Origin of the sequence: Mycobacterium sp. 050134 (assembly GCF_036409085.1) — a bacterium.
Taxonomy (GTDB): Bacteria; Actinomycetota; Actinomycetes; order Mycobacteriales; family Mycobacteriaceae; genus Mycobacterium.
Genome location: NZ_JAZGLV010000013.1, coordinates 79,842 through 100,781, shown reverse-complemented (window position 1 = coordinate 100,781; position 20,940 = coordinate 79,842). Strand labels below are relative to the sequence as shown.

Annotated in this window: 11 protein-coding genes and 1 pseudogene; 10 read left to right on the top strand and 2 right to left on the bottom strand. The window is 69.3% G+C overall.

Features of this window, described 5'->3' with window-relative positions:
- Nucleotides 1–30: 30 nt before the first annotated feature.
- Nucleotides 31–1,680, bottom strand: a complete 1,650-nt coding sequence (locus SKC42_RS17025) for an LGFP repeat-containing protein (protein ID WP_330965531.1) — start codon at nt 1,678–1,680, stop codon at nt 31–33.
- 162 nt (nt 1,681–1,842) lie between these two features.
- A complete protein-coding gene (locus SKC42_RS17020) occupies nt 1,843–2,904 on the bottom strand; it encodes a PirG (RefSeq protein ID WP_330965448.1) in 1,062 nt (353 codons plus the stop codon).
- A gap of 267 nt (nt 2,905–3,171) precedes the next feature.
- On the opposite strand from SKC42_RS17020, the gene glf reads away from it, so the two are divergent.
- From glf to pks13, 10 genes and pseudogenes are all read left to right on the top strand, one after another.
- Nucleotides 3,172–4,377, top strand: a complete 1,206-nt coding sequence (gene glf / locus SKC42_RS17015; RefSeq protein ID WP_330965447.1) for a UDP-galactopyranose mutase — start codon at nt 3,172–3,174, stop codon at nt 4,375–4,377.
- Nucleotides 4,374–6,269, top strand: coding sequence for a glycosyltransferase (locus tag SKC42_RS17010; protein ID WP_330965446.1), 1,896 nt, complete (start codon nt 4,374–4,376; stop codon nt 6,267–6,269). Before glf ends, SKC42_RS17010 begins: the two co-directional genes overlap by 4 nt.
- A complete protein-coding gene (locus SKC42_RS17005) occupies nt 6,262–6,795 on the top strand; it encodes a phosphatase PAP2 family protein (RefSeq protein WP_330965445.1) in 534 nt (177 codons plus the stop codon). Before SKC42_RS17010 ends, SKC42_RS17005 begins: the two co-directional genes overlap by 8 nt.
- Before the next feature lie 15 nt (nt 6,796–6,810).
- Nucleotides 6,811–7,719, top strand: a complete 909-nt coding sequence (locus tag SKC42_RS17000) for a decaprenyl-phosphate phosphoribosyltransferase (RefSeq protein WP_330965444.1) — start codon at nt 6,811–6,813, stop codon at nt 7,717–7,719.
- Complete coding sequence (gene aftB, locus SKC42_RS16995; protein WP_330965443.1) at nt 7,706–9,676, top strand: terminal beta-(1->2)-arabinofuranosyltransferase; 1,971 nt, start codon at nt 7,706–7,708, stop codon at nt 9,674–9,676. The genes SKC42_RS17000 and aftB overlap by 14 nt, the downstream gene beginning before the upstream one ends.
- 382 nt (nt 9,677–10,058) lie before the next feature.
- Nucleotides 10,059–11,096 carry a diacylglycerol acyltransferase/mycolyltransferase Ag85B gene (ag85B, locus tag SKC42_RS16990; RefSeq protein ID WP_330965442.1) on the top strand — a complete coding sequence of 346 codons (1,038 nt, stop codon included), beginning with the start codon at nt 10,059–10,061 and terminating at the stop codon, nt 11,094–11,096.
- A gap of 163 nt (nt 11,097–11,259) precedes the next feature.
- Entirely contained in the window at nt 11,260–12,159 is a 900-nt protein-coding gene (locus SKC42_RS16985; protein ID WP_330965530.1) for an esterase family protein, read from the top strand.
- A gap of 213 nt (nt 12,160–12,372) precedes the next feature.
- Complete coding sequence (gene culp6 / locus SKC42_RS16980) at nt 12,373–13,383, top strand: carboxylesterase Culp6 (RefSeq protein ID WP_330965441.1); 1,011 nt, start codon at nt 12,373–12,375, stop codon at nt 13,381–13,383.
- Nucleotides 13,384–13,652: 269 nt separating this feature from the next.
- Nucleotides 13,653–15,548 carry a long-chain-fatty-acid--AMP ligase FadD32 gene (gene fadD32 / locus SKC42_RS16975; protein ID WP_330965440.1) on the top strand — a complete coding sequence of 632 codons (1,896 nt, stop codon included), beginning with the start codon at nt 13,653–13,655 and terminating at the stop codon, nt 15,546–15,548.
- 94 nt (nt 15,549–15,642) lie between these two features.
- A pseudogene (gene pks13, locus SKC42_RS16970) lies at nt 15,643–20,930 on the top strand (polyketide synthase Pks13).
- Nucleotides 20,931–20,940 lie beyond the last annotated feature (10 nt).

Here is a 20,940-nt window from a genome sequence, read left to right as displayed (position 1 = left end):
GGCCGACCGATTTGAGTGTCGAACCCGCGCCTACGCGCCGGGGTGGGCCGGCAGCGAGAAATGTTCGGGCTCCACGGTCGGGCCGCTCGGCGGCTGCGTGGAGAGCGGGGTGGTGATGCCGTCGACCACCTCCGTGACGTTGCCGGTCAACCGCTCGTAGTTCAGGGTGCCGTGCTGAAAATTCTGGGTGATCTGAAGGGGCTCTTGTATTTCCGCGCTGGTCGGCAGGCCCAGGGGTCCGCGTTCGTAGCTCAGCGAGGCCCAGGCGTCGTAGATGGCGCCGGTGACGGGCTGCGGTCCGGTGACCGGCGACCAGTACATCGCCCCCTTGGCGAACGTGACGTAGCGCGCGTCGCCCTCGGCCCCGGCCTCGGGCGAGGTCGGCGCGCCGAGCACGCTGTTCATACCGCCGATCTGCTGCCAGTGGTCGTAGATCGCGCCGCCCTGCAACGCCTTGATCAACTCCTCCGGCGGATCGTTGAAATGCGATGCGATGTCGCGTATCTCGTCCATCAGCGCGTAGGCGGCGTTGCCCGGGCAGTCGGTGTTGCCGACGTCGCGGTGGGTGAAGATGGTCGGCAGCGTGGCGACCGTGCCGGCCGCGAAGGTGGTGTAGTGGCTACCCGCGGACTCCAGCTGCACGGTGCCCTTGGGGTCGACGTTGTCCAGGCCCAGCCGCCAACCGAGCAGCCGGCCCACGGCCCGCAGCTGCAGCGGCGTCGGCGGCACGTCGTCGAAGTTGCCGATCATCGCCACGCCCCAGGTGTTGCGGTTGAAACCGCCGGTGTGAAAACCCTCCACCGCCTTGGTGAGCCCGCCGGCGCTGCCCTCGAACACCTGGCCGTACTTGTCGACCAGCGCGTTGTAGGCGATGTCGCACCAGCCCAGGGTCTTGCTGTGGTAGGTGTAGATGGCCTTGACGATGCCGGCCGATTCGAGCGGCGAGTAGTCGTTGCTGCCGGCGGTGTGGTGAATGACCGCGGCCCGGATCCCGTTGTCGTACGTCGGTGTTCCGCACCGCAGCGACTCGTCGGCGCCCCACTCGGCCCGGCTGATGATGCTGGGCGCCTGCCCGGGCATCACGACGCCCGCGGGAGGCGTCCACTGTGTCTCGGTCGGCGCCTGCGGCGGGGAGATGAGGATGGCGGAGATGTTCTGCCCGAAGGGCTGTTCCCTGGACGCCGGCCGGTAGCCGAGGCCGTCGGGGTGGGGGCTGGGCTGCGCCGCGGGCGGCTTGGTGACCGGGGCGTCGAGCGGGCGGGTGACGGCGATCTGCACGGTGGTGGTGGTGCCGACGAACACCGGGTCGGTGCTGCGGGGCCCCTCCGTGGCCCCCGCACCGTCGCCGGTGGCGGCCGGGTCGGGTGCGGCGGTTTCGTACTCGGTCTGGTACCACGGCCCCCACGAGGAGTCGGGGCGCTTGGCGCGCACCCGCGTTGACGTGCCAGCCAGGTCACCGGTGAACGCGACCAGTGAGAAGGGCTCGTTCTGGGTGAGCTCACGAATCGTCACGCCGGGGCCGAGGCCGACCAGCGGCTGTTCGGCGAGCTGGGTGTCGCGTGCGCGGGTCGGGGCGGCGGCGTGCCGGTCGTACGTGGCTTCGCCGATCCACGACACGATGACGACGGTGGCGGCGATGGCGCTGACCAACATCGTCGGCGCGCGACTGCGGGACACCAGCTGATGTTACTTATGTTTCCAGTGTTATTGGTGGGACGACACGGCGTCGGGATCGCGGGAAAAGGCCCGGGACATGATTTGACGGCACCGCAGAGGACTGTGTCGAGGTCGGAGACGTCCTCGCGCGACTCTGCGGTGCCGTCGGGTGACAGGCTTTTCGAGCTAGACGGGCGGCAACACCGGCGCCGCGGCCCCGGCCGCGGCCGGGAGCGCACCGGCGGCGCCCGCCGCGGCCGGCAGGGCACCGGCTGCGGCACCCGGCAGGGCACCGGCGGCACCGGGCAGGGCACCCGCGGCGCCCGCCGCGGCCGGCAGGGCACCGGCTGCGGCACCCGGCAGAGCGCCGGCGGCACCGGGCAGGGCACCCGCGGCGGCCGGCGCACCGGCCGCGCCGTGCTGGACGCCCTGCATGATCGCCGGCATGACCAGGCCCTTGAGCAGGTCGATCGCCTGACCCGCGCCCAGCTGGTTGGCGGCCTGCATCACGTCGTTGATGAGCCCGCCGCCACCGCCGTTTCCGCCCCCGCCGCTACCGATCGGCGAGCCGCCGCCCAACGTCGAGGGGTCCCCGATGATCGGGTAGGTTCCTCCGGCGCCCGGGTCCAGGCCGGTCTGCGAGTCGATGGGCACCTCGCTCGGTGCCAGGGTCGAGGCGCCGGCACCGGGCGTCAGCCCCGCCGGGCTGGTCAGGCCTGGGTTGGCCAGCGCCGGGTTGAGCCCGGCGGCCGGCGTGGTCACCCCGGCGCCCGGCGTGGTCACACCCCCACCGGGGGTGGTCGGGGTCAGGGCGCTCGGCGAGGTGAGGCCCGGCGCCGCCGGCGTGAGGCCGGGGCTCGTCAAACCGGGGCTCGTCAGGCCCGGACTGGTCAGGCCGGGGCTCGTCAGGCCGGGGCTGGTCAAGCCCGGCGTTCCCAGGCCCGGCGTGCCCAGGCCCGGTGTGCCCAGGCCGGGGCTGGTCAGGCCCGGCGAGGTGGCGCCGGCCCCGCCCAGTGCGGGCACCGGCGGCAGGTTGATGCCGAACTGGGAAAGCCCCTGCGACAGCGCCCCCATCAGCTCACCGGGAAGGTCGGACATGACCGCCGCCTGCTTGAACTCGTGGTGCTCGACCGGCTTGGGGCCCGCGGTCGATTCGTAGACAAGGAAGTATGCGCACGGACTAGCCACTGCCAGGGCGGCGGCCGCGCTCATGGCTGTCGAAAGCTTGCGTCGGCGTCGGTTCGGCACGGAAGTCTCCTCAAATCTGGACAACTATTTCGGACTCGTGTTGTGTCGGCGTGTCCTGCCTGTCCTGTCCGGCATGAACCACACAGAGTCGATGGTACGAGTGAGAATGTTGTGACTGGAGTGGCGAGATCGAATCGTGAGGCATTTGCGACTCCGCTTGTGACCGCTGGGCCTTGCGCCCTGGCGGCGCCGCCGCGTCACCCGAAGCCGACTCCCCAGCCTCGCCAAATGGGTTAGGCCCGCGCGGTCGGATACCCTAAGCAACCGATGACCTCTCCTTCTAGTCGCTTTGACCTCTTTGTCGTCGGCTCCGGATTCTTCGGCCTGACCATCGCCGAGCGCGTGGCTACCCAACTGGGCAAGCGCGTGCTCGTCGTCGAACGGCGCCCGCACATCGGCGGGAACGCCTACTCGGAGGCCGAGCCGCAAACCGGGATAGAGGTCCACAAGTACGGCGCCCACCTGTTCCATACCTCGAACAAGCGGGTCTGGGACTACGTGCGCCAGTTCACCGAATTCACCAACTACCAGCACCGCGTGTTCGCGATGCACAACGGGCAGGCCTACCAGTTCCCGATGGGGCTGGGCCTGGTGTCGCAGTTCTTCGGCAAGTACTTCAGCCCGCAGGAGGCCAGGCAGCTCATCGCGGAGCAGGCCGCCGAGATCGACACCGCGAACGCGCAGAACCTGGAGGAAAAGGCGATCTCGCTGATCGGCCGGCCGCTCTACGAGGCGTTCGTCAAGGGCTACACCGCCAAGCAGTGGCAGACCGACCCCACCGAACTGCCCGCGGCGAACATCACGCGCCTCCCGGTCCGCTACACCTTCGACAACCGGTACTTCAGCGACACCTACGAGGGGCTGCCGCTGCACGGTTACACCGCGTGGCTGCAGAACATGGCCGACGACGACCGCATCGAGGTGCGACTGGAAACCGATTGGTTCGACGTGCGAGACCAGTTGCGCGCCGACAGCCCCGACGCCCCGGTCGTCTACACCGGTCCGCTGGACCGTTACTTCGACTACGCCGAAGGCCACCTCGGCTGGCGGACCCTGGATTTCGAGGTGGAGGTGCTCCCCGTCGGCGACTTCCAGGGAACGCCGGTGATGAACTACAACGACCTCGACGTGCCCTACACCCGCATCCACGAGTTCCGCCACTTCCACCCCGAGCGTGAATACCCCTCCGACAAGACGGTCATCATGCGGGAGTTCTCCCGGTTCGCCAAGGACGATGACGAGCCCTACTATCCGATCAACACCGAGGCCGACCGCGCCCTGCTGGGCGCGTACCGGGCGCGGGCGAAGTCCGAAACCGCGTCGTCGAAGGTGCTGTTCGGCGGCCGGCTGGGCACCTATCAGTACCTGGACATGCACATGGCGATTGCCAGCGCGCTCAACATGTACGACAACGTCCTCGCGCCGCACCTGCGCGACGGCAAAGCATTAGCGGAGGAAGGTGCGGGGGGATGACCGCTGTAAGCCTGCTTTCCAGGATCATCTTGCCGCGTCCGGGGGAGCCCCTCGACGTCCGCAAGCTGTACCTGGAGGAATCGACCACCAACGCCCGCCGGGCGCACGCGACGAGCCGCACCTCGCTCGAGATCGGCAAAGAGTCCGAGGTGTCGTTCGCGACGTACTTCAACGCGTTCCCGGCGAGCTACTGGCGCCGCTGGTCGATCTGCGAGGCGGTGGTGCTGCGGGTCGAGGTGACCGGTTCCGGACGTGTCGACCTTTACCGGACCAAGGCCACCGGGGCGCGGATCTCCATCGAGGGCCGCCAGTTCGCCGGCGCCGATGACCAGCCGGAGATCCTCGAAATCGAGGTGGCGCTAAAGCCTTTCGAGGACGGCGGCTGGATCTGGTTCGACATCACCACCGACACGGCGGTCACGCTGCGCAGCGGAGGCTGGTACGCGACCGAACCCGCTCCCGTCCCCGCCAACATCGCCGTCGGCATCCCGACCTTCAACCGACCCGCCGACTGCGCCAACGCGCTGGCCGCGCTCACCGCGGACCCGTTGGTCGACGAGGTGGTCGGGGCCGTGATCGTGCCCGATCAGGGCGTGCGCAAGGTGCGCGACCACCCCGACTTCCCGCAGGCCGCCGCCCGCCTGGGCAACCGGCTGTCCATCCACGACCAACCCAACCTCGGCGGCTCCGGCGGCTACAGCCGGGTGATGTACGAGGCGCTCAAGAACACCGACTGCCAACAGATCCTGTTCATGGACGACGACATCCGCATCGAGCCCGACTCGATCCTGCGGGTGCTGGCGATGCACCGCTTCGCCAAGACCCCGATGCTGGTGGGCGGGCAGATGCTCAACCTGCAGGAGCCGTCGCACCTGCACATCATGGGTGAGGTCGTCAACCAGTCGAACTTCATGTGGACCGCCGCCCCGCACGCCGAGTACGACCACGACTTCGCCGAATACCCGTTGAACGACAAGGACTCTCGGAGCAAGCTGCTGCACCGGCGCATCGACGTCGACTTCAACGGCTGGTGGACGTGCATGATCCCGCGGCAGGTTGCCGAGGAGCTGGGCCAGCCCCTCCCGCTGTTCATCAAGTGGGACGATGCGGAATACGGCCTGCGCGCGGGCGAACGCGGCTATCCGACCGTCACGCTGCCCGGCGCCGCCATCTGGCACATGGCCTGGAGCGACAAGGACGACGCGATCGACTGGCAGGCCTACTTCCACCTGCGCAACCGGCTGGTGGTGGCGGCGCTGCACTGGGACGGCGACATCACCGGACTGGTCCGCAGCCACCTCAAGGCCACACTGAAACACCTTGCTTGCCTTGAGTATTCGACGGTAGCCATCCAGAACAAGGCCATCGATGACTTCCTCGCCGGCCCAGAGCACATCTTCTCGATCCTGGAATCGGCGCTCCCCGAAGTGCACCGGATCCGCAAGGAGTATCCCGACGCGGTCGTCCTTCCGGCGGCCAGCGAGCTGCCGCCGCCGCTGAATAAGACCAAGGCGATGAGGCCGCCAGTGAATCCGGTGTCCATCGGCTACCGGTTGGCCCGTGGCATCCTGCACAACGCGACCAAGGCCGATCCGCAGGCGCACCAACGCCCGGAATACAACGTCGCGACCCAGGACGCGCGCTGGTTCCGGCTCTGCACCGTGGACGGGGTCACCGTAACGACGGCCGACGGGTGCGGCGTGGTCTACCGGCAGCGCGACCGCCGCAAGATGTTCTCGCTGCTGACCCAGTCGCTGCGCCGGCAGCGTCAGCTCGCGAGCCGGTTCGACGAGATGCGCCGGGTGTACCGCGACGCGCTGCCCGTGCTGTCCAGCAAGCAGAAGTGGGAAACCGCGCTGCTTCCGGCGCATACCGAGCCGAGACATGCCTGAATCGGCGCCTCCCAGCGGCGAAGTCGCCGCGCTGGTGACCGTCCAGTTGGCGCTCGCCGACCGCCCCGGTGTGCTGGCCGTCGCGCGCGGCCTCTCCCACTTCGGGGAGCACAGCATCGGCTGGCTGGCGGTGTCTTTGCTCGGTGCGCTGCTGGCTCCGGCGCGGCGGCGGGAGTGGCTGCTGGCCGGGGCGGGCGCGTTCGCCGCGCACGCCGCCGCCGTAGTGGTCAAGCGGGTGGTGCGACGGCAACGTCCGCATCATCCGGCCGTCGCCGTCAACGTGGGCACCCCGAGCCGGCTGAGCTTCCCGTCGGCGCACGCCACGTCGACCACGGCCGCGGCCATCCTGCTGGGCCGGGCCACCGGGCTGCCGCTGGCCGCGGTCCTGGTTCCGCCGATGGCGTTGTCGCGGATCGTGCTGGGCGTGCACTACCCCAGTGACGTGGCCTTCGGCATCGGCCTCGGCGCCGTCGTGGCGAGGGTCGCCGTCCGGCTCGACGACCGGATCGAAGGTGGTACTCGATGAGTAAAGACACTGATGATGAGTGACGACGTGGTGATCGAATCACAGGGGAACCTGCTCACCGGGGTGATCAAGGCGATTCGCCCGCGTCAGTGGGTGAAGAACGTGATCGTGCTGGCCGCGCCACTGGCCGCACTGGGCGGTCCCGTGAGGTACGACTACGCCCAAGTGCTCACCCAGGTGTCGGTAGCGTTCGTCGTGTTCTGTCTGGCGGCCTCGTCGATCTACCTGGTCAACGACGTGCGCGACGTGGAGGCCGACCGCGAGCACCCCACCAAGCGGTTCCGCCCGATCGCGGCCGGCGTGGTGCCGGAGTGGCTTGCCTACGCCCTGGCGGTGGTGCTGGCGGCGGCGTCGCTGGCCATTGCGTGGTGGCTGACCCCGAATCTCGCGCTGGTGATGGCCGTCTACATCGGCATGCAGCTGGGCTACTGCTTCGGACTCAAGCACCAAGCGGTCATGGACATCTGCATCGTGTCGTCGGCCTACCTGATCCGGGCCATCGCCGGGGGCGCGGCCACGAACATACCGCTGTCGCAATGGTTTCTGCTGTTCGTCGCCTTCGGGTCACTGTTCATGGTGGCCGGCAAGCGGTACGCCGAGCTACAGGTCGCCGAGCGCACGGGTGCGGCCATTCGCAAGGCGCTCGAGAGCTACACGAGCACCTATCTGCGCTTCGTCTGGACGATGTCGGCCACCGCGGTGGTGCTGTGCTACGGACTGTGGGCCTTCGAGCGCGACCGTCATTCCGGGTCCTGGTACGCCGTGTCGATGATCCCGTTCACTATCGCGATCCTGCGCTACGCGGTCGACGTCGACGGCGGGCTGGCCGGGGAGCCCGAGGACATCGCGCTGCGTGACCGCGTCCTGCAGCTGCTTGCGCTGGCCTGGATCGCGACCGTGGGAGCCGCCGTTGCCTTCGGTTAGCCCCGAACTGAAGGCCCTTCGGTTGGGTGGGCTGCGGCGCCGTCCGGTGGTCACGCGGGTCAGTCGGCCCCTGTTTCCGTACGCCGCCCCGGTGCGTGTCAGCCTGTCGATCAGCGTGGCGGTGGTCGCCTTGCTGTTCGCCTGGGGCGCCTGGCAGCGCCGCTGGATCGCCGACGACGGCCTAATCGTGCTGCGCACCGTGCGCAACCTGCTGGCCGGCAACGGCCCGGTCTTCAACCAGGGGGAGCGGGTCGAGGCCAACACGTCCACCGCGTGGACCTACCTCATGTACGTGGGTAGCTGGATCAGCGAGCCGATGCGCATGGAATACGTGGCGCTCACGCTCGCCCTGGGGCTCTCGGTGCTGGGCGTGGTGCTGCTGATGCTCGGTACCGGCCGGCTGTTTGCGCCGAGCCTGCGTGGCCGGCGGGCCATCATGTTGCCCGCCGGGGCGCTGGTGTACATCGCGTTGCCCCCGGCCCGCGACTTCGCCACGTCCGGGCTGGAAAGCGGGTTGACGCTGGCCTATCTGGGCCTGCTGTGGTGGATGATGGTGTGCTGGTCGCAGCCGGTCCGGAACCGCTTGGAAAGCCCGGCGTTCACCGGTGCCCTCGCCTTCGTCGCCGGCTTCAGCGTCCTGGTGCGGCCCGAGCTGGCGCTGATGGGCGGCCTCGCGCTGATCATGATGCTGGTTGCGGGGCGCACCTGGCGCCGCCGCGCGCTGATCGTGCTCGCCGGCGGACTTCTGCCCGTCGCCTACCAGGTGTTCCGGATGGGCTACTACGGCCTGTTGGTGCCCGGCACCGCCCTGGCCAAGGACGCCGCGGGAGACAAGTGGTCGCAGGGGATGACCTACCTGGCGAATTTCGACGCGCCGTACGCGGTGTGGGTGCCGCTGGTGCTGCTGGTGCCGCTCGGTGTGCTGGTGCTGGCGGCGCGGCGCCGGCCGTCATTCCTGCGGCCGCAGCTGACCCCCGACTACGGCCGCGCGGCCCGGGTGGTGCAGAGCCCACCGGCGGTGGTGGCCTTCGTCGTCGTCAGCGGGCTGCTGCAGGCGCTCTACTGGATCCGCCAGGGCGGCGACTTCATGCACGGCCGGGTGCTGCTGGCGCCGCTCTTCTGCCTGCTGGCTCCGGTGGCCGTTATCCCGGTGCTGATTCCCGACGGCAAGGACTATTCGCGCGAGACCGGCTATTGGGTCGCGGGCGCGGCCGGCCTGCTGTGGGTGGGGATCGCCGGTTGGTCACTGTGGGCGGCGAACTCGCCGGGGATGGGCGATGACGCCACCCACGTCAGCTACTCCGGCATTGTCGACGAGCGCCGCTTCTATGCGCAGGCCACCGGTCACGCACACCCGCTGACGGCGGCCGACTACCTCGACTACCCGCGAATGGCGGCCATCCTGACTGCGCTGGACAACACCCCCGACGGGGCCCTGCTGCTGCCGTCCGGCAACTACACCCAGTGGGACCTGGTGCCGATGTTGCCGCCGCCGCCGGGCGCGGCGCCCCAAAAGCCGCAGCACACGGTGTTCTTCACCAACCTCGGCATGGTCGGCATGAACGTCGGGCTGGACGTGCGGGTCATCGACCAGATCGGCCTGGCGAATCCGCTTGCCCAGCACACGGAGCGGTTGAAGCACGGCCGGATCGGGCACGACAAGAACCTGTTCCCGGATTGGGTGATCGCCGATGGCCCTTGGGTGAAGGTGTATCCCGGCATTCCCGGCTACCTCGACGTGAACTGGGTCGCACAGGCGGTGGAGGCGCTGAAATGCCCCGAGACACAGGCCGTTCTGGCGTCCGTGCGCGCCCCGATGACCCCGCATCGGTTCCTGTCGAACCTGCTGCACGCCTTCGAGTTCACCGGATACCGGATCGACCGTGTCCCACTGTACGAGCTGGCGCGTTGTGGGCTGCCGGTGCCGGCGGCCATCCCGCCGCCCCCGCACGAGTGAACGCCGCGCAGAAGATTTTTCGTCAGATCTCGAGACAATCACGGCCATGCTGGCCGCCAAACTTTCACAGCAACATCACAATTGGCCGCTCACCAGCGGCCATCGACACCGGGGCACATGCAGAAACGCCCCTTTTCCGATGTGTGTTTGATCACGAAATCGCTGGGTAGCGCGTGTCGAACGGGCCGTGCGGAGCCGGTCTCGATGAGAGCGAAGGCCGCTTGGTGTGGTTGACTACACGAGCACTGCTGCGTTCAGCGCGGCGACGATCCGGACATTGCAGGTCCGAGGAGGAGCCGGGCGATCGGATGCGTATGCAGTACGACCAATTTCGACATGCACCTTCGAATGAAGGATGCGCCGAAAGGATGAGGAAGCAAGGATGACGCTTGTTGACAGGTTGCGCGGCGCCGTGGCACGTATGCCACGACGGCTCGTGGTGGGAGCCGCCGGCGCGGCCCTGCTGTCGGGTCTGATCGGCGTCGTGGGGGGCTCCGCGACGGCTGGGGCGTTCTCGCGCCCGGGCCTGCCGGTGGAGTACCTGCAGGTTCCGTCCGCGGGCATGGGCCGCGACATCAAGGTCCAGTTCCAAAGCGGTGGCGCCAACGCACCCGCGCTGTACCTGCTCGACGGCATGCGCGCGCAGGACGACTACAACGGCTGGGACATCAACACCCCGGCGTTCGAGTGGTACAACCAGTCGGGCATCGCCGTGGTCATGCCGGTCGGCGGGCAGTCCAGCTTCTACTCCGACTGGTACAAGCCCGCCTGCGGTAAGGCCGGTTGCACCACCTACAAGTGGGAGACCTTCCTGACCAGCGAACTGCCGCAGTACCTGTCTTCGCAGAAGCAGGTCAAGCCGACCGGCAGCGCCGCCGTCGGCCTGTCGATGGCCGGGTCGTCCGCCCTTATCCTCGCGGCCTACCACCCGGACCAGTTCGTCTACTCGGGCTCGCTGTCCGCGCTGCTGGACCCGTCGCAGGGCATGGGCCCGTCGCTGATCGGCCTCGCCATGGGTGACGCCGGCGGCTACAAGGCCGCGGACATGTGGGGACCGTCGAGCGACCCCGCCTGGCAGCGCAACGACCCGTCGCTTCAGGTCGGCAAGCTGGTCGCGAACAACACCCGCATCTGGGTGTACTGCGGTAACGGCAAGCCGTCGGACCTGGGTGGCGACAACCTGCCCGCGAAGTTCCTCGAGGGCTTCGTGCGGACCAGCAACCTGAAGTTCCAGGACGCCTACAACGCCGCCGGCGGTCACAACGCGGTGTGGAACTTCGACGCCAACGGCACCCACGACTGGCCCTACTGGGGCGCGCAGCTGCAGGCGATGAAGCCTGATCTGCAGTCGACGCTGGGCGCCACCCCGGGCGCCGGTCCGGCCACCGCGGCGGCTACCGGAAACGGCCAAGGCGCCTAACCCGCACCGACACGATCGACGGCGGCGACCCTAGGGTCGCCGCCGTTGTTCTGTTTAGCGGCCCCGCGGTGTGGTCTATTTCACTACCCTGCGGGCCGCGGGTCATCCGGCGCTGGCTAGTGTGCTCACAGCGGCTAGACGATGGAGGGTGGACATGAGGGTCGTGCGGGGCGTGTCGGCGCTGATGCGGGTATTGGGTGTGGTCGTGCTGGCGATCGGCGTGGGCGGCGCCGCCACGCTGGCGGGCGCCCCCGGAACGGCCCGGGCCGCCGGGTACGAGAGCCTGATGGTGCCGTCGGCCGCGATGGGGCGCGACATCCCGGTGGCCTTCCTGGCCGGCGGTCCGCACGCGGTCTATCTGCTCGATCCCTTCGACGCCGCCCCGGACGTGAGCAACTGGGTGACCGCCGGCAACGCGATGAACACCCTCGCCGGCAAGGGGATCTCGGTAGTGGCGCCGGCCGGGGGCGCCTACAGCATGTACACGAACTGGGAGCAGGACGGCAGCAAGCAGTGGGACACGTTCCTGTCCAGCGAGCTGCCGAACTGGCTGGCCGCGAACAAGGGCCTCGCGCCGGGCGGCCACGCCGCGGTCGGCGCCGGGCAGGGCGGCTACGGCGCCCTCGCGCTCGCCACGTTCCACCCCGACCGCTTCGGGTTTGCGGGCTCCCTCTCGGGCTTCCTGTACCCCTCCGAGACCACGGTGAACGGCGCGATCCTCGCCGGCCTGCAGCAGTTCGGCGGGGTCGACGGCAACGGCATGTGGGGCGCCCCGCAGCTCGGTCGGTGGAAGTGGCACGACCCGTGGGTGCACGCGTCGCTGTTGGCGCAGAACAACACTCGCGTCTGGGTGTGGTCGGCGAAGGGTGGGGCGAGCGATCCCGCGGCCGTGCTGGGCGTCCCGGATCAGGCGACGGGGACGGCCCTTGAGTTCTATCAGCAGTACCGCAGCGTCGGCGGGCACAACGGCCACTTCGACTTCCCGGGCGGCGACAACGGCTGGGGCCCGTGGTCGGGCCAGCTGGGCGCCATGTCGGGCGACATCGTCGGGGCCATCCGCTAGTTCGCGGCAAACCACGACCCCCGCCGCCATCTCGGCGATCGGCGGTCCGACGAACTAGTTCGGCCTCCCAACCGGGCGGCATCGGGGTCGGATGGCCATGCCCGAAATGCCGGTACCGTGTAGGAGTGCAGCGCAGGCGGGGAGGGCCGCGCCGCCCCGCGGTGGACCCGCGCCCAACACCGACGAACCGACCCGATCCGCTGGCAGGAGAACATGGCCACCAACGCCCGGCGTAAGCGCCACCGGATTCTTGCGTGGGTGGCGGCCCTGACGGTGGCCCTCGTCGTCCTGCTTGTCGTCGCCGCCGCGGTGCTGCTGCTGCGTGGTCGCGAAGCGCCGCCCAGCGCGGTGCCGCCGGGCGTCCTCCCGCCGGCCTCGACGACGACCCACCCCCACAAGCCCAGGCCCTCGTCGCAGGACGCGTCCTGCCCGGACGTCCAGGTCGTGGCCGTCCCCGGCACCTGGGAGTCCTCGCCGCAGGACGATCCGGTCAACCCCACGCAATTCCCCAATGCGTTGCTGCACCGGGTCACCGGGGCGATCGCCCAGCAGTTCCCGTCCTCGCGGGTGCAGACCTACACCACGCCGTACACGGCGCAGTTCCACAACCCGCTCGCCGGTGACCCGCAGATGTCCTACAACGAGAGCCGCGCCGAGGGCACCCGCGCGACGGTCCAGGCGATGTCCGACATGAACAACAAATGCCCCCTGACCAGCTACGTGCTGATGGGCTTCTCCCAGGGGGCGGTGATCGCCGGCGACATCGCCAGCGACATCGGCAACGGCCGCGGCCCCGTCGACGACGACCTCGTGCTCGGCGTGACGCTGATCGCCGACGGCCGCCGGCAGCAGGGCGTCGGCAACGACATCGGGCCCAACCCGCCGGGTCAGGGCGCCGAAGTGACCCTGCACGAGATCCCGATGCTGTCCGGGCTGGGGCTGACGATGACCGGCGCCCGGCCGGGCGGTTTCGGGGCGCTCAACGGCAAGACGAACGAGATCTGCGCCCCGGGCGACCTCATCTGCGCCGCCCCCGACGCGGCCTTCAGCGTCGCCAACCTGCCGAACACGCTCAACACGTTGGCCGGCGGCGCCGGTCAGCCGGTGCACGCGCTCTACGCGACTACGCAGTGCTGGAGCCTCGACGGCGCACCGGCGACGGACTGGACGCTGAATTGGGCCGAGGGGCTGATCTCGAACGCGCCGCATCCCAAACATGGCTGATCGGCGCTGGACACAGGGGTTGGCTAGCGGCTTTCCAACGGAAATCAGCGGTACCTTGTGATTTGGTGTGCCGCGGGCCGCCCCGTAACATTAAGAAGAATTTAAGAGCATCTAGACGTTTGTTGCGACCCGGGCCGAGTGTCGACCACCGCTCGCGACTCGACGACGTGCGTAGGCTGGCCCGGGCACAGGGCAAAATGTCGGCACCGCTGGCACCAGAGGCAACCGTCGGCCTGGCCGACCGAACACTGTTGTGACAGGAGAGCGTTATGGCGTACCACAACCCGTTCATCACGAACGGGAAGATCCGGTTCCCCGACAATCTCAACCTGGCACGCCACATCGAGCGGTGGGCGTCCGTGCGGGGCGACAGGCTGGTCTACCGCTTCCTGGACTTCTCCACCGAGCGCGATGGCATCGAGCGCGACCTGTCTTGGCGCGACTTCAGCAAGCGGAACCGCGCCATCGCCGCCCGCCTGCAGCAGGTCACCGAGCCGGGCGACCGCGTCGCCCTGCTGTGCCCGCAGAACCTGGAGTACCTCACCGCGTTCTTCGGGACCATCTACGCGGGCCGGATCGCGGTGCCGCTGTTCGACCCCGCCGAGCCGGGGCACGTCGGGCGCCTGCACGCGGTGCTCGACGACTGCACCCCCTCGACGATCCTGACCACCAGCGACTCCGCCGAGGGCGTGCGCAAGTTTTTCCGCGGCCGCCCAGCCAAGGACCGGCCCCGCGTCATCGCCGTCGACGCCGTGCCCGACGAGGTCGCCTCCACCTGGCAGGTGCCGACATCCACCCCGGAGACCATCGCGTACCTGCAGTACACGTCGGGCTCCACCCGGACGCCCACCGGGGTCAAGATCAGCCACCGGAACCTGCCCACCAACGTCGTCCAGGTGCTCGACGCCCTCTCCATGAAGGGCAGCGAAAACGACCGTGGGGTCAGCTGGCTGCCGTTCTTCCACGACATGGGTCTGATCACCGTCATGCTGTCGCCGGTGTTCGGCCATCACATGTCGTTCATGACGCCGGCGGCGTTCGTGCGCCGGCCGAGCCGCTGGATCCGCGCCATGGCCCGCGTCGGCGACGAAGAGGGCGAGGTCTACTCGGCGGCGCCGAACTTCGCGTTCGAGCACGCCGCGCTGCGCGGCGCCCCGCGGGACGGTGAGCCGCCGCTCGACCTGAGCAACGTCAGCGCAATCCTCAACGGCAGCGAGCCGGTGTCCCCGGCGTCGATGCGCAAGTTCTATGAGGCTTTCGCGCCCTACGGCCTGCGTGAGGCCGCCATCAAGCCGTCCTACGGCCTCGCCGAGGCGACCCTGTTCGTGTCCACCACCCCGATGGACGAGGCGCCGCTGGTCATCCACGTCGACCGGGAGGCGCTCAACGAGCAGCGGTTCGTCCAGGCGAGTGCCGACGACCCGAACGCCGTCGCCCAGGTCTCCGCCGGTGTGGTCGGCGTGGACGAGTGGGCGGTGATCGTCGATGCGGACACGGCCACGGAACTGCCGGACGGGCAGATCGGCGAGATCTGGCTGCACGGCAACAACATGGGGCTCGGCTATTGGAACAAGGAGCACGAGACCCAGGAGACCTTCCGCAACATCCTCAAGTCGCGCGCCAACCCCTCGCACGCGGAGGGCGCGACCGACGACGCGCTGTGGGTCCGCACCGGGGACTACGGCACCTTCTACAAGGGCAACCTGTACATCACCGGCCGGATCAAGGACCTGGTGATCATCGACGGCCGCAACCACTACCCGCAGGACCTCGAGTACTCGGCGCAAGAGGCCAACAAGGCGCTGCGGACCGGGTACGTCGCGGCCTTCTCGGTGCCGGCCAACCAGCTGCCCCAAGAGGTGTTCGACAACCCGCACGCCGGGCTGAAGGCCGACCCCGAGGACACCTCCGAGCAGCTGGTCATCGTCGCCGAGCGCGCCGCCGGGGCGCACAAGCTGGACTACCAGCCGATCGCCGACGACATTCGCGCCGCGATCGCCGTGCGCCACGGCGTGACCGTCCGCGACCTGCTGCTGGTGCAGGCCGGTTTGATCCCCCGGACATCCAGCGGCAAGATCGGCCGCCGCGCCTGCCGCACCGCCTACCTCGACGGCAGCCTGCGCAGCGGCATCGGCTCCCCGACCGTTTTCGCTACCGGTAACTGACGGACTCTCAACGACCATGGCTGACAAAGAATCTGAACTGACCCCACTCCCCGAAGGCCAGGGCGAGGTGACGCGCACGCCCGCCAAGACCGATATGACGGTCCCCGAGATGCGGCAGTGGCTGCGCAACTACGTGGCCAAGTGCACCGGGCAATCGCCCGACGCCATCGACGAGTCGGTTCCCATGGTGGAACTCGGGCTGTCGTCCCGTGACGCGGTGGCGATGGCCGCCGACATCGAGGACATGACCGGTGTCACCCTGTCGGTCGCGGTCGCCTTCCAGCACCCCACCATCGAATTGCTGGCGACCCGGATCATCGAGGGTGAGCCCGAGCCGGACACCACCGGTGACGACAACACGGACTGGACCCGCACCGGTCCCGCCGAGCGCGTCGACATCGCGATCGTGGGCCTGTCCACCCGCCTGCCCGGGGACATGAACAGCCCCGATGAAATGTGGCAGGCGCTGATGGAGGGCCGCGACGCCATCACCGACCTGCCCGAAGGCCGGTGGGAGGAGTTCCTCGAAGAGCCGCGGCTGGCCGAGCGGGTCGCCAAGGCCCGCACCCGCGGCGGCTACCTGAAGGACATCAAGGGCTTCGACTCCGAGTTCTTCGCGATCGCCAAGACCGAGGCCGACAACATCGACCCGCAGCAGCGGATGGCGCTGGAGCTGACCTGGGAGGCGCTCGAGCACGCCCGCATCCCCGCGTCGAGCCTGCGCGGTAAGCCCGTCGGCGTGTTCGTCGGCTTCACCAACAACGACTACCAATTCCTGGCCATCTCCGACCCGACGGTCGCGCACCCCTACGCGATCACCGGTAACTCGCACGCGATCATCGCCAACCGGGTGTCCTACTTCTACGACTTCCGTGGGCCCTCGGTCGCGGTCGACACCGCGTGCTCGAGTTCACTGGTGGCCACCCATCAGGCCGTGCAGGCCCTGCGCAACGGCGAGTGCGACGTCGCGGTGGCCGGCGGCGTCAACGCACTGATCACGCCCGCGGTGACGCTGGGCTTCGACGAGATCGGCGCGGTACTGGCCCCCGACGGCCGGATCAAGTCCTTCTCCGCCGACGCCGACGGCTACACCCGCTCGGAGGGTGCCGGCATGCTGGTGCTCAAGCGCGTCGACGACGCCCGCCGCGACGGCGACCAGATCCTGGCCGTGATCGCCGGCACCGCGGTCAACCACGACGGCCGGTCCAACGGGCTGATCGCTCCGAACCAGGACGCGCAGGCCGACGTGCTGCGTCGAGCCTACAAGGACGCCGGCATCGATCCGCGCACCGTCGACTACATCGAGGCGCACGGCACCGGCACCGTCCTCGGCGACCCGATCGAGGCCGAGGCGCTGGGCCGGGTCGTCGGCCGGGGCCGTCCCGCCGACCGTCCGGCGCTGCTGGGCGCGGTGAAAACCAATGTGGGACATATGGAGTCGGCCGCCGGCGCGGCGAGCTTGGCCAAGGTGGTGCTCGCCCTGCAGCACGACAAGCTGCCGCCGTCGATCAACTTCGCCGGGCCGAGCCCGTACATCGACTGGGACGCGACGCACCTGAAGGTGGTCGATCAGCCCACCGACTGGCCGCGTTACGGCGGCTACGCGCTGGCGGGCGTGTCCAGCTTCGGCTTCGGCGGGGCCAACGCGCACGTGGTGGTGCGCGAGGTGCTGCCGCGCGACGTCGTGGAGGCGTCCGCGCCGGCGGCTAAGCCCGAGGCCAACGCGGCCGAGGCCGTCGGGGTGCCCAGCTTCGAGGGCCCGTCGCTGCGGTTCGACGAATTCGGCGAGATCCTGACCGACGCCCCCGCGGCGCAGGAGGACGACTACGAGCTGCCGGGCGTCACCGAGGAGGCGCTGCGGCTCAAGGAAGCCGCGCTGGAAGAGCTTGCGGCGCAAGGGGAATCGAAGCCGCCTATTCCCCTGGCCGTCTCGGCGTTCCTGACGTCGCGCAAGAAGGCGGCCGCCGCCGAGCTGGCGGACTGGCTGGAAAGCCCCGAGGGCCAGGCGTCGTCGCTGGAGTCGATCGGGCGATCGCTGTCCCGGCGCAACCACGGCCGGTCCCGCGCGGTGGTGCTCGCCCACGACCACGAGGAGGCCGTCAAGGGCCTGCGGGCGGTCGCCGAGGGCAAGCAGCGCCCCGGCGTGTTCAGCGTCGACGGGCCGGTGAGCAACGGGCCGGTGTGGGTGCTGGCCGGATTCGGCGCCCAGCACCGCAAGATGGGCAAGAGCCTGTACCTGCGCAACCCGGTGTTCGCCCAGTGGATCGAGAAGGTCGATGCGCTGATCCAGGACGAACTGGGCTACTCGGTCCTCGAGCTGATCCTCGACGACTCGCAGGACTACGGCATCGAGACCACCCAGGTCACCATCTTCGCGATCCAGATCGCGCTGGGTGAGCTGCTCAAGCACCACGGCGCCAAGCCGTCCGCGGTGGTCGGCCAGTCGCTGGGCGAGGCCGCGTCCGCGTACTTTGCGGGCGGCCTGTCGCTGCGCGACGCGACCCGGGCCATCTGCTCGCGCTCCCACTTGATGGGCGAGGGCGAGGCGATGCTGTTCGGCGAGTACATCCGGCTGATGGCGTTGGTGGAGTACTCCGCCGACGAGATCAAGACGGTGTTCTCGGACTTCCCCGACCTGGAGGTGTGCGTCTACGCGGCGCCCACACAGACCGTCATCGGCGGGCCGCCCGAACAGGTGGACGCGATCATCGCCCGCGCCGAATCGGAGGGCAAGTTCGCCCGCAAGTTCCAGACCAAGGGCGCCAGCCACACGTCGCAGATGGATCCGCTGCTGGGCGAGCTCGCCGCGGAGCTGCAGGGCATCAAGCCGCTCAGCCCGACGGTGGGCATCTACTCGACCGTGCACGAGGGTCGCTACATCAAGCCCGGCGGCGAGCCGATCCACGACGTCGACTACTGGAAGAAGGGGCTGCGCCACAGCGTCTACTTCACCCACGGCATCCGCAACGCCGTCGACAGCGGCCACACCACCTTCCTCGAGTTGGCCCCCAACCCGGTGGCGCTGATGCAGGTGGGGCTGACGACGGCCAGCGCGGGCCTGCACGACGCCCAGCTGATCCCGACGCTGGCCCGCAAGCAGGATGAGGTCGAGTCGATGATCTCGACCATGGCGCAGCTCTATGTCTACGGCCACGACCTGGACATATGGACGCTGTTCACGCGGCCCGACGGCCCCGCGGGACCCCAGGATTACGCGAACATCCCGCCAACCCGGTTCAAGCGCAAAGAGCACTGGCTGGACGTGCACTTCTCGCACGGCACCAACTCGGTGCTCATACCCGGCAGCCACGTCGCGCTGCCCGACGGCCGGCACGTCTGGGAGTACGCGCCCCGCGGCCTGACGGATCTAGCGTCGCTGGTGAAGGCCGCCGCGGCCGAGGTGATCCCGGACGCGCAGCTGACGGCGTCCGAGCAGCGCGCGGTCCCGGGCCAGGGCGCGCGGCTGGTGACGACGCTGACCCGGCACCCGGGCGGCGCCTCGGTCCAGGTGCACGCGCGCGTCGACGAGTCGTTCACCCTCGTGTACGACGCGCTGGTCACCCGCGGCGGAGCGCAGTCGGTGTTACCGGCTGCGGTCGGCGCGGGGACAGCGATCGCCGCCCCGGCCGGGGTGGGCGCCGAGGGTACGGCGCCGGCGGTGGACGAGGCGGGATCCGAGACGCTCGAGGACAGCCTGACCAACCGCTACATGCCGGCCGGCTTCACCAAGTGGTCGCCGGATTCGGGCGAGACCGTCGCCCAGCGGCTCGGCGCGATCGTCGGGGCGGCCATGGGCTACGAGCCCGAGGACCTACCGTGGGAGGTGCCGCTGGTCGAGCTCGGCCTGGACTCTTTGATGGCCGTGCGGATCAAGAACCGCGTCGAGTACGACTTCGACCTGCCGCCGATCCAGCTGACGGCGGTGCGCGACGCCAACCTCTACAACATCGAAGAGCTGATCAAGTACGCGGTCGAGCACCGCGACGAGGTCTCACAGCTGCACGACTACCAGCAGACGCAGACGCCCGAGGAAATCGCGAAGGCCCAGGCGGCCCTGGTCAGCGGGGCGACGCTGGCCAGCGTCACCGCGCCGGCGCCCGATCCGCAGGCCGAGCCGGACACCCAGGCCGACGCGTCGGCCTCTGCGCCGGCATCCGAGGTACCGATCCCGCCGCCGCCGACCAACCCGTCGGGACCCAACGGTGGCAAGACCAACGGCAACGGTGCGCAGCCGAACCTGAAGGGCGCCGCCGAGGCGCTCAACCAGGAGGCGATCGCCAAGGCGCTCAGCTCCGACGTGCCGCCGCGCGACGCGGCCGAGCGCGTCACCTTCGCCACGTGGGCGATCGTTACGGGCAAGTCGCCGGGCGGCATCTTCAACCCGCTGCCCAAGCTGGACGAGGACACGGCCGCCAAGCTGGCGCAGCGGCTCGCCGAGCGGGCCGAGGGCCCGATCACCGCCGAGGACGTGCTCACGTCGGAGAACATCGAGGCGCTCGCCGATAAGGTGCGCCAGCACCTCGAGGCCGGCGTGGTCGACGGGTTCGTCCGCACGCTGCGGGCGCGCCCGGAGGGCGGCTCGAAGGTTCCGGTGTTCGTCTTCCACCCGGCCGGCGGGTCGACCGTGGTGTACGAGCCGCTGCTCAACCGGCTGCCGGCCGACACCCCGATGTACGGGTTCGAGCGCGTCGAGGGCTCGATCGAGGAGCGTGCCGAGCAGTACGTGCCGAAGCTGATCGAGATGCAGGGCGACGGGCCCTACATCCTGGCCGGCTGGTCACTGGGCGGCGCGCTGGCCTACGCCTGCGCGATCGGTCTGAAGCGGCTCGGCAAGGACGTCCGGTTCGTCGGGCTGATCGACGCGGTGATGCCCGGAGAGCCGATCCTGAAGACCAAGGAGGAGACCCGCAAGCGCTGGGACCGCTACGCGCGGTTCGCCGAGCGGACCTTCAACGTCACGGTCCCGGAGATCCCCTATGAGCAGCTCGAGGAGCTCGACGACGAGGGACAGGTCACGTTCGTCCTGGAGGCCATCAAGGCGAGCGGGGTGCAGATCCCGGGCGGGATCATTGAGCACCAGCGGACGTCCTACCTGGACCAGCGCGCGATCGACACCGCGGAGTACCAGTCCTACGACGGCCACGTAACCCTGTACATGGCCGATCGTTACCATGACGATGCGATCACGTTCGAGCCCGCGTACGCCACCCGCAAGCCGGACGGCGGCTGGAGCGAGTACGTGGCCGACCTTGAGGTGGTGCCGATCGGTGGCGAACACATCCAGGCCATCGACGAGCCCTACATCGCCAAGGTGGGCGCCCACATGACCGGGGCGCTGAACCAGATCGAGGCAACCGCCGGACGAGTGAGGTAGGCACGTAGTGACGGAAAC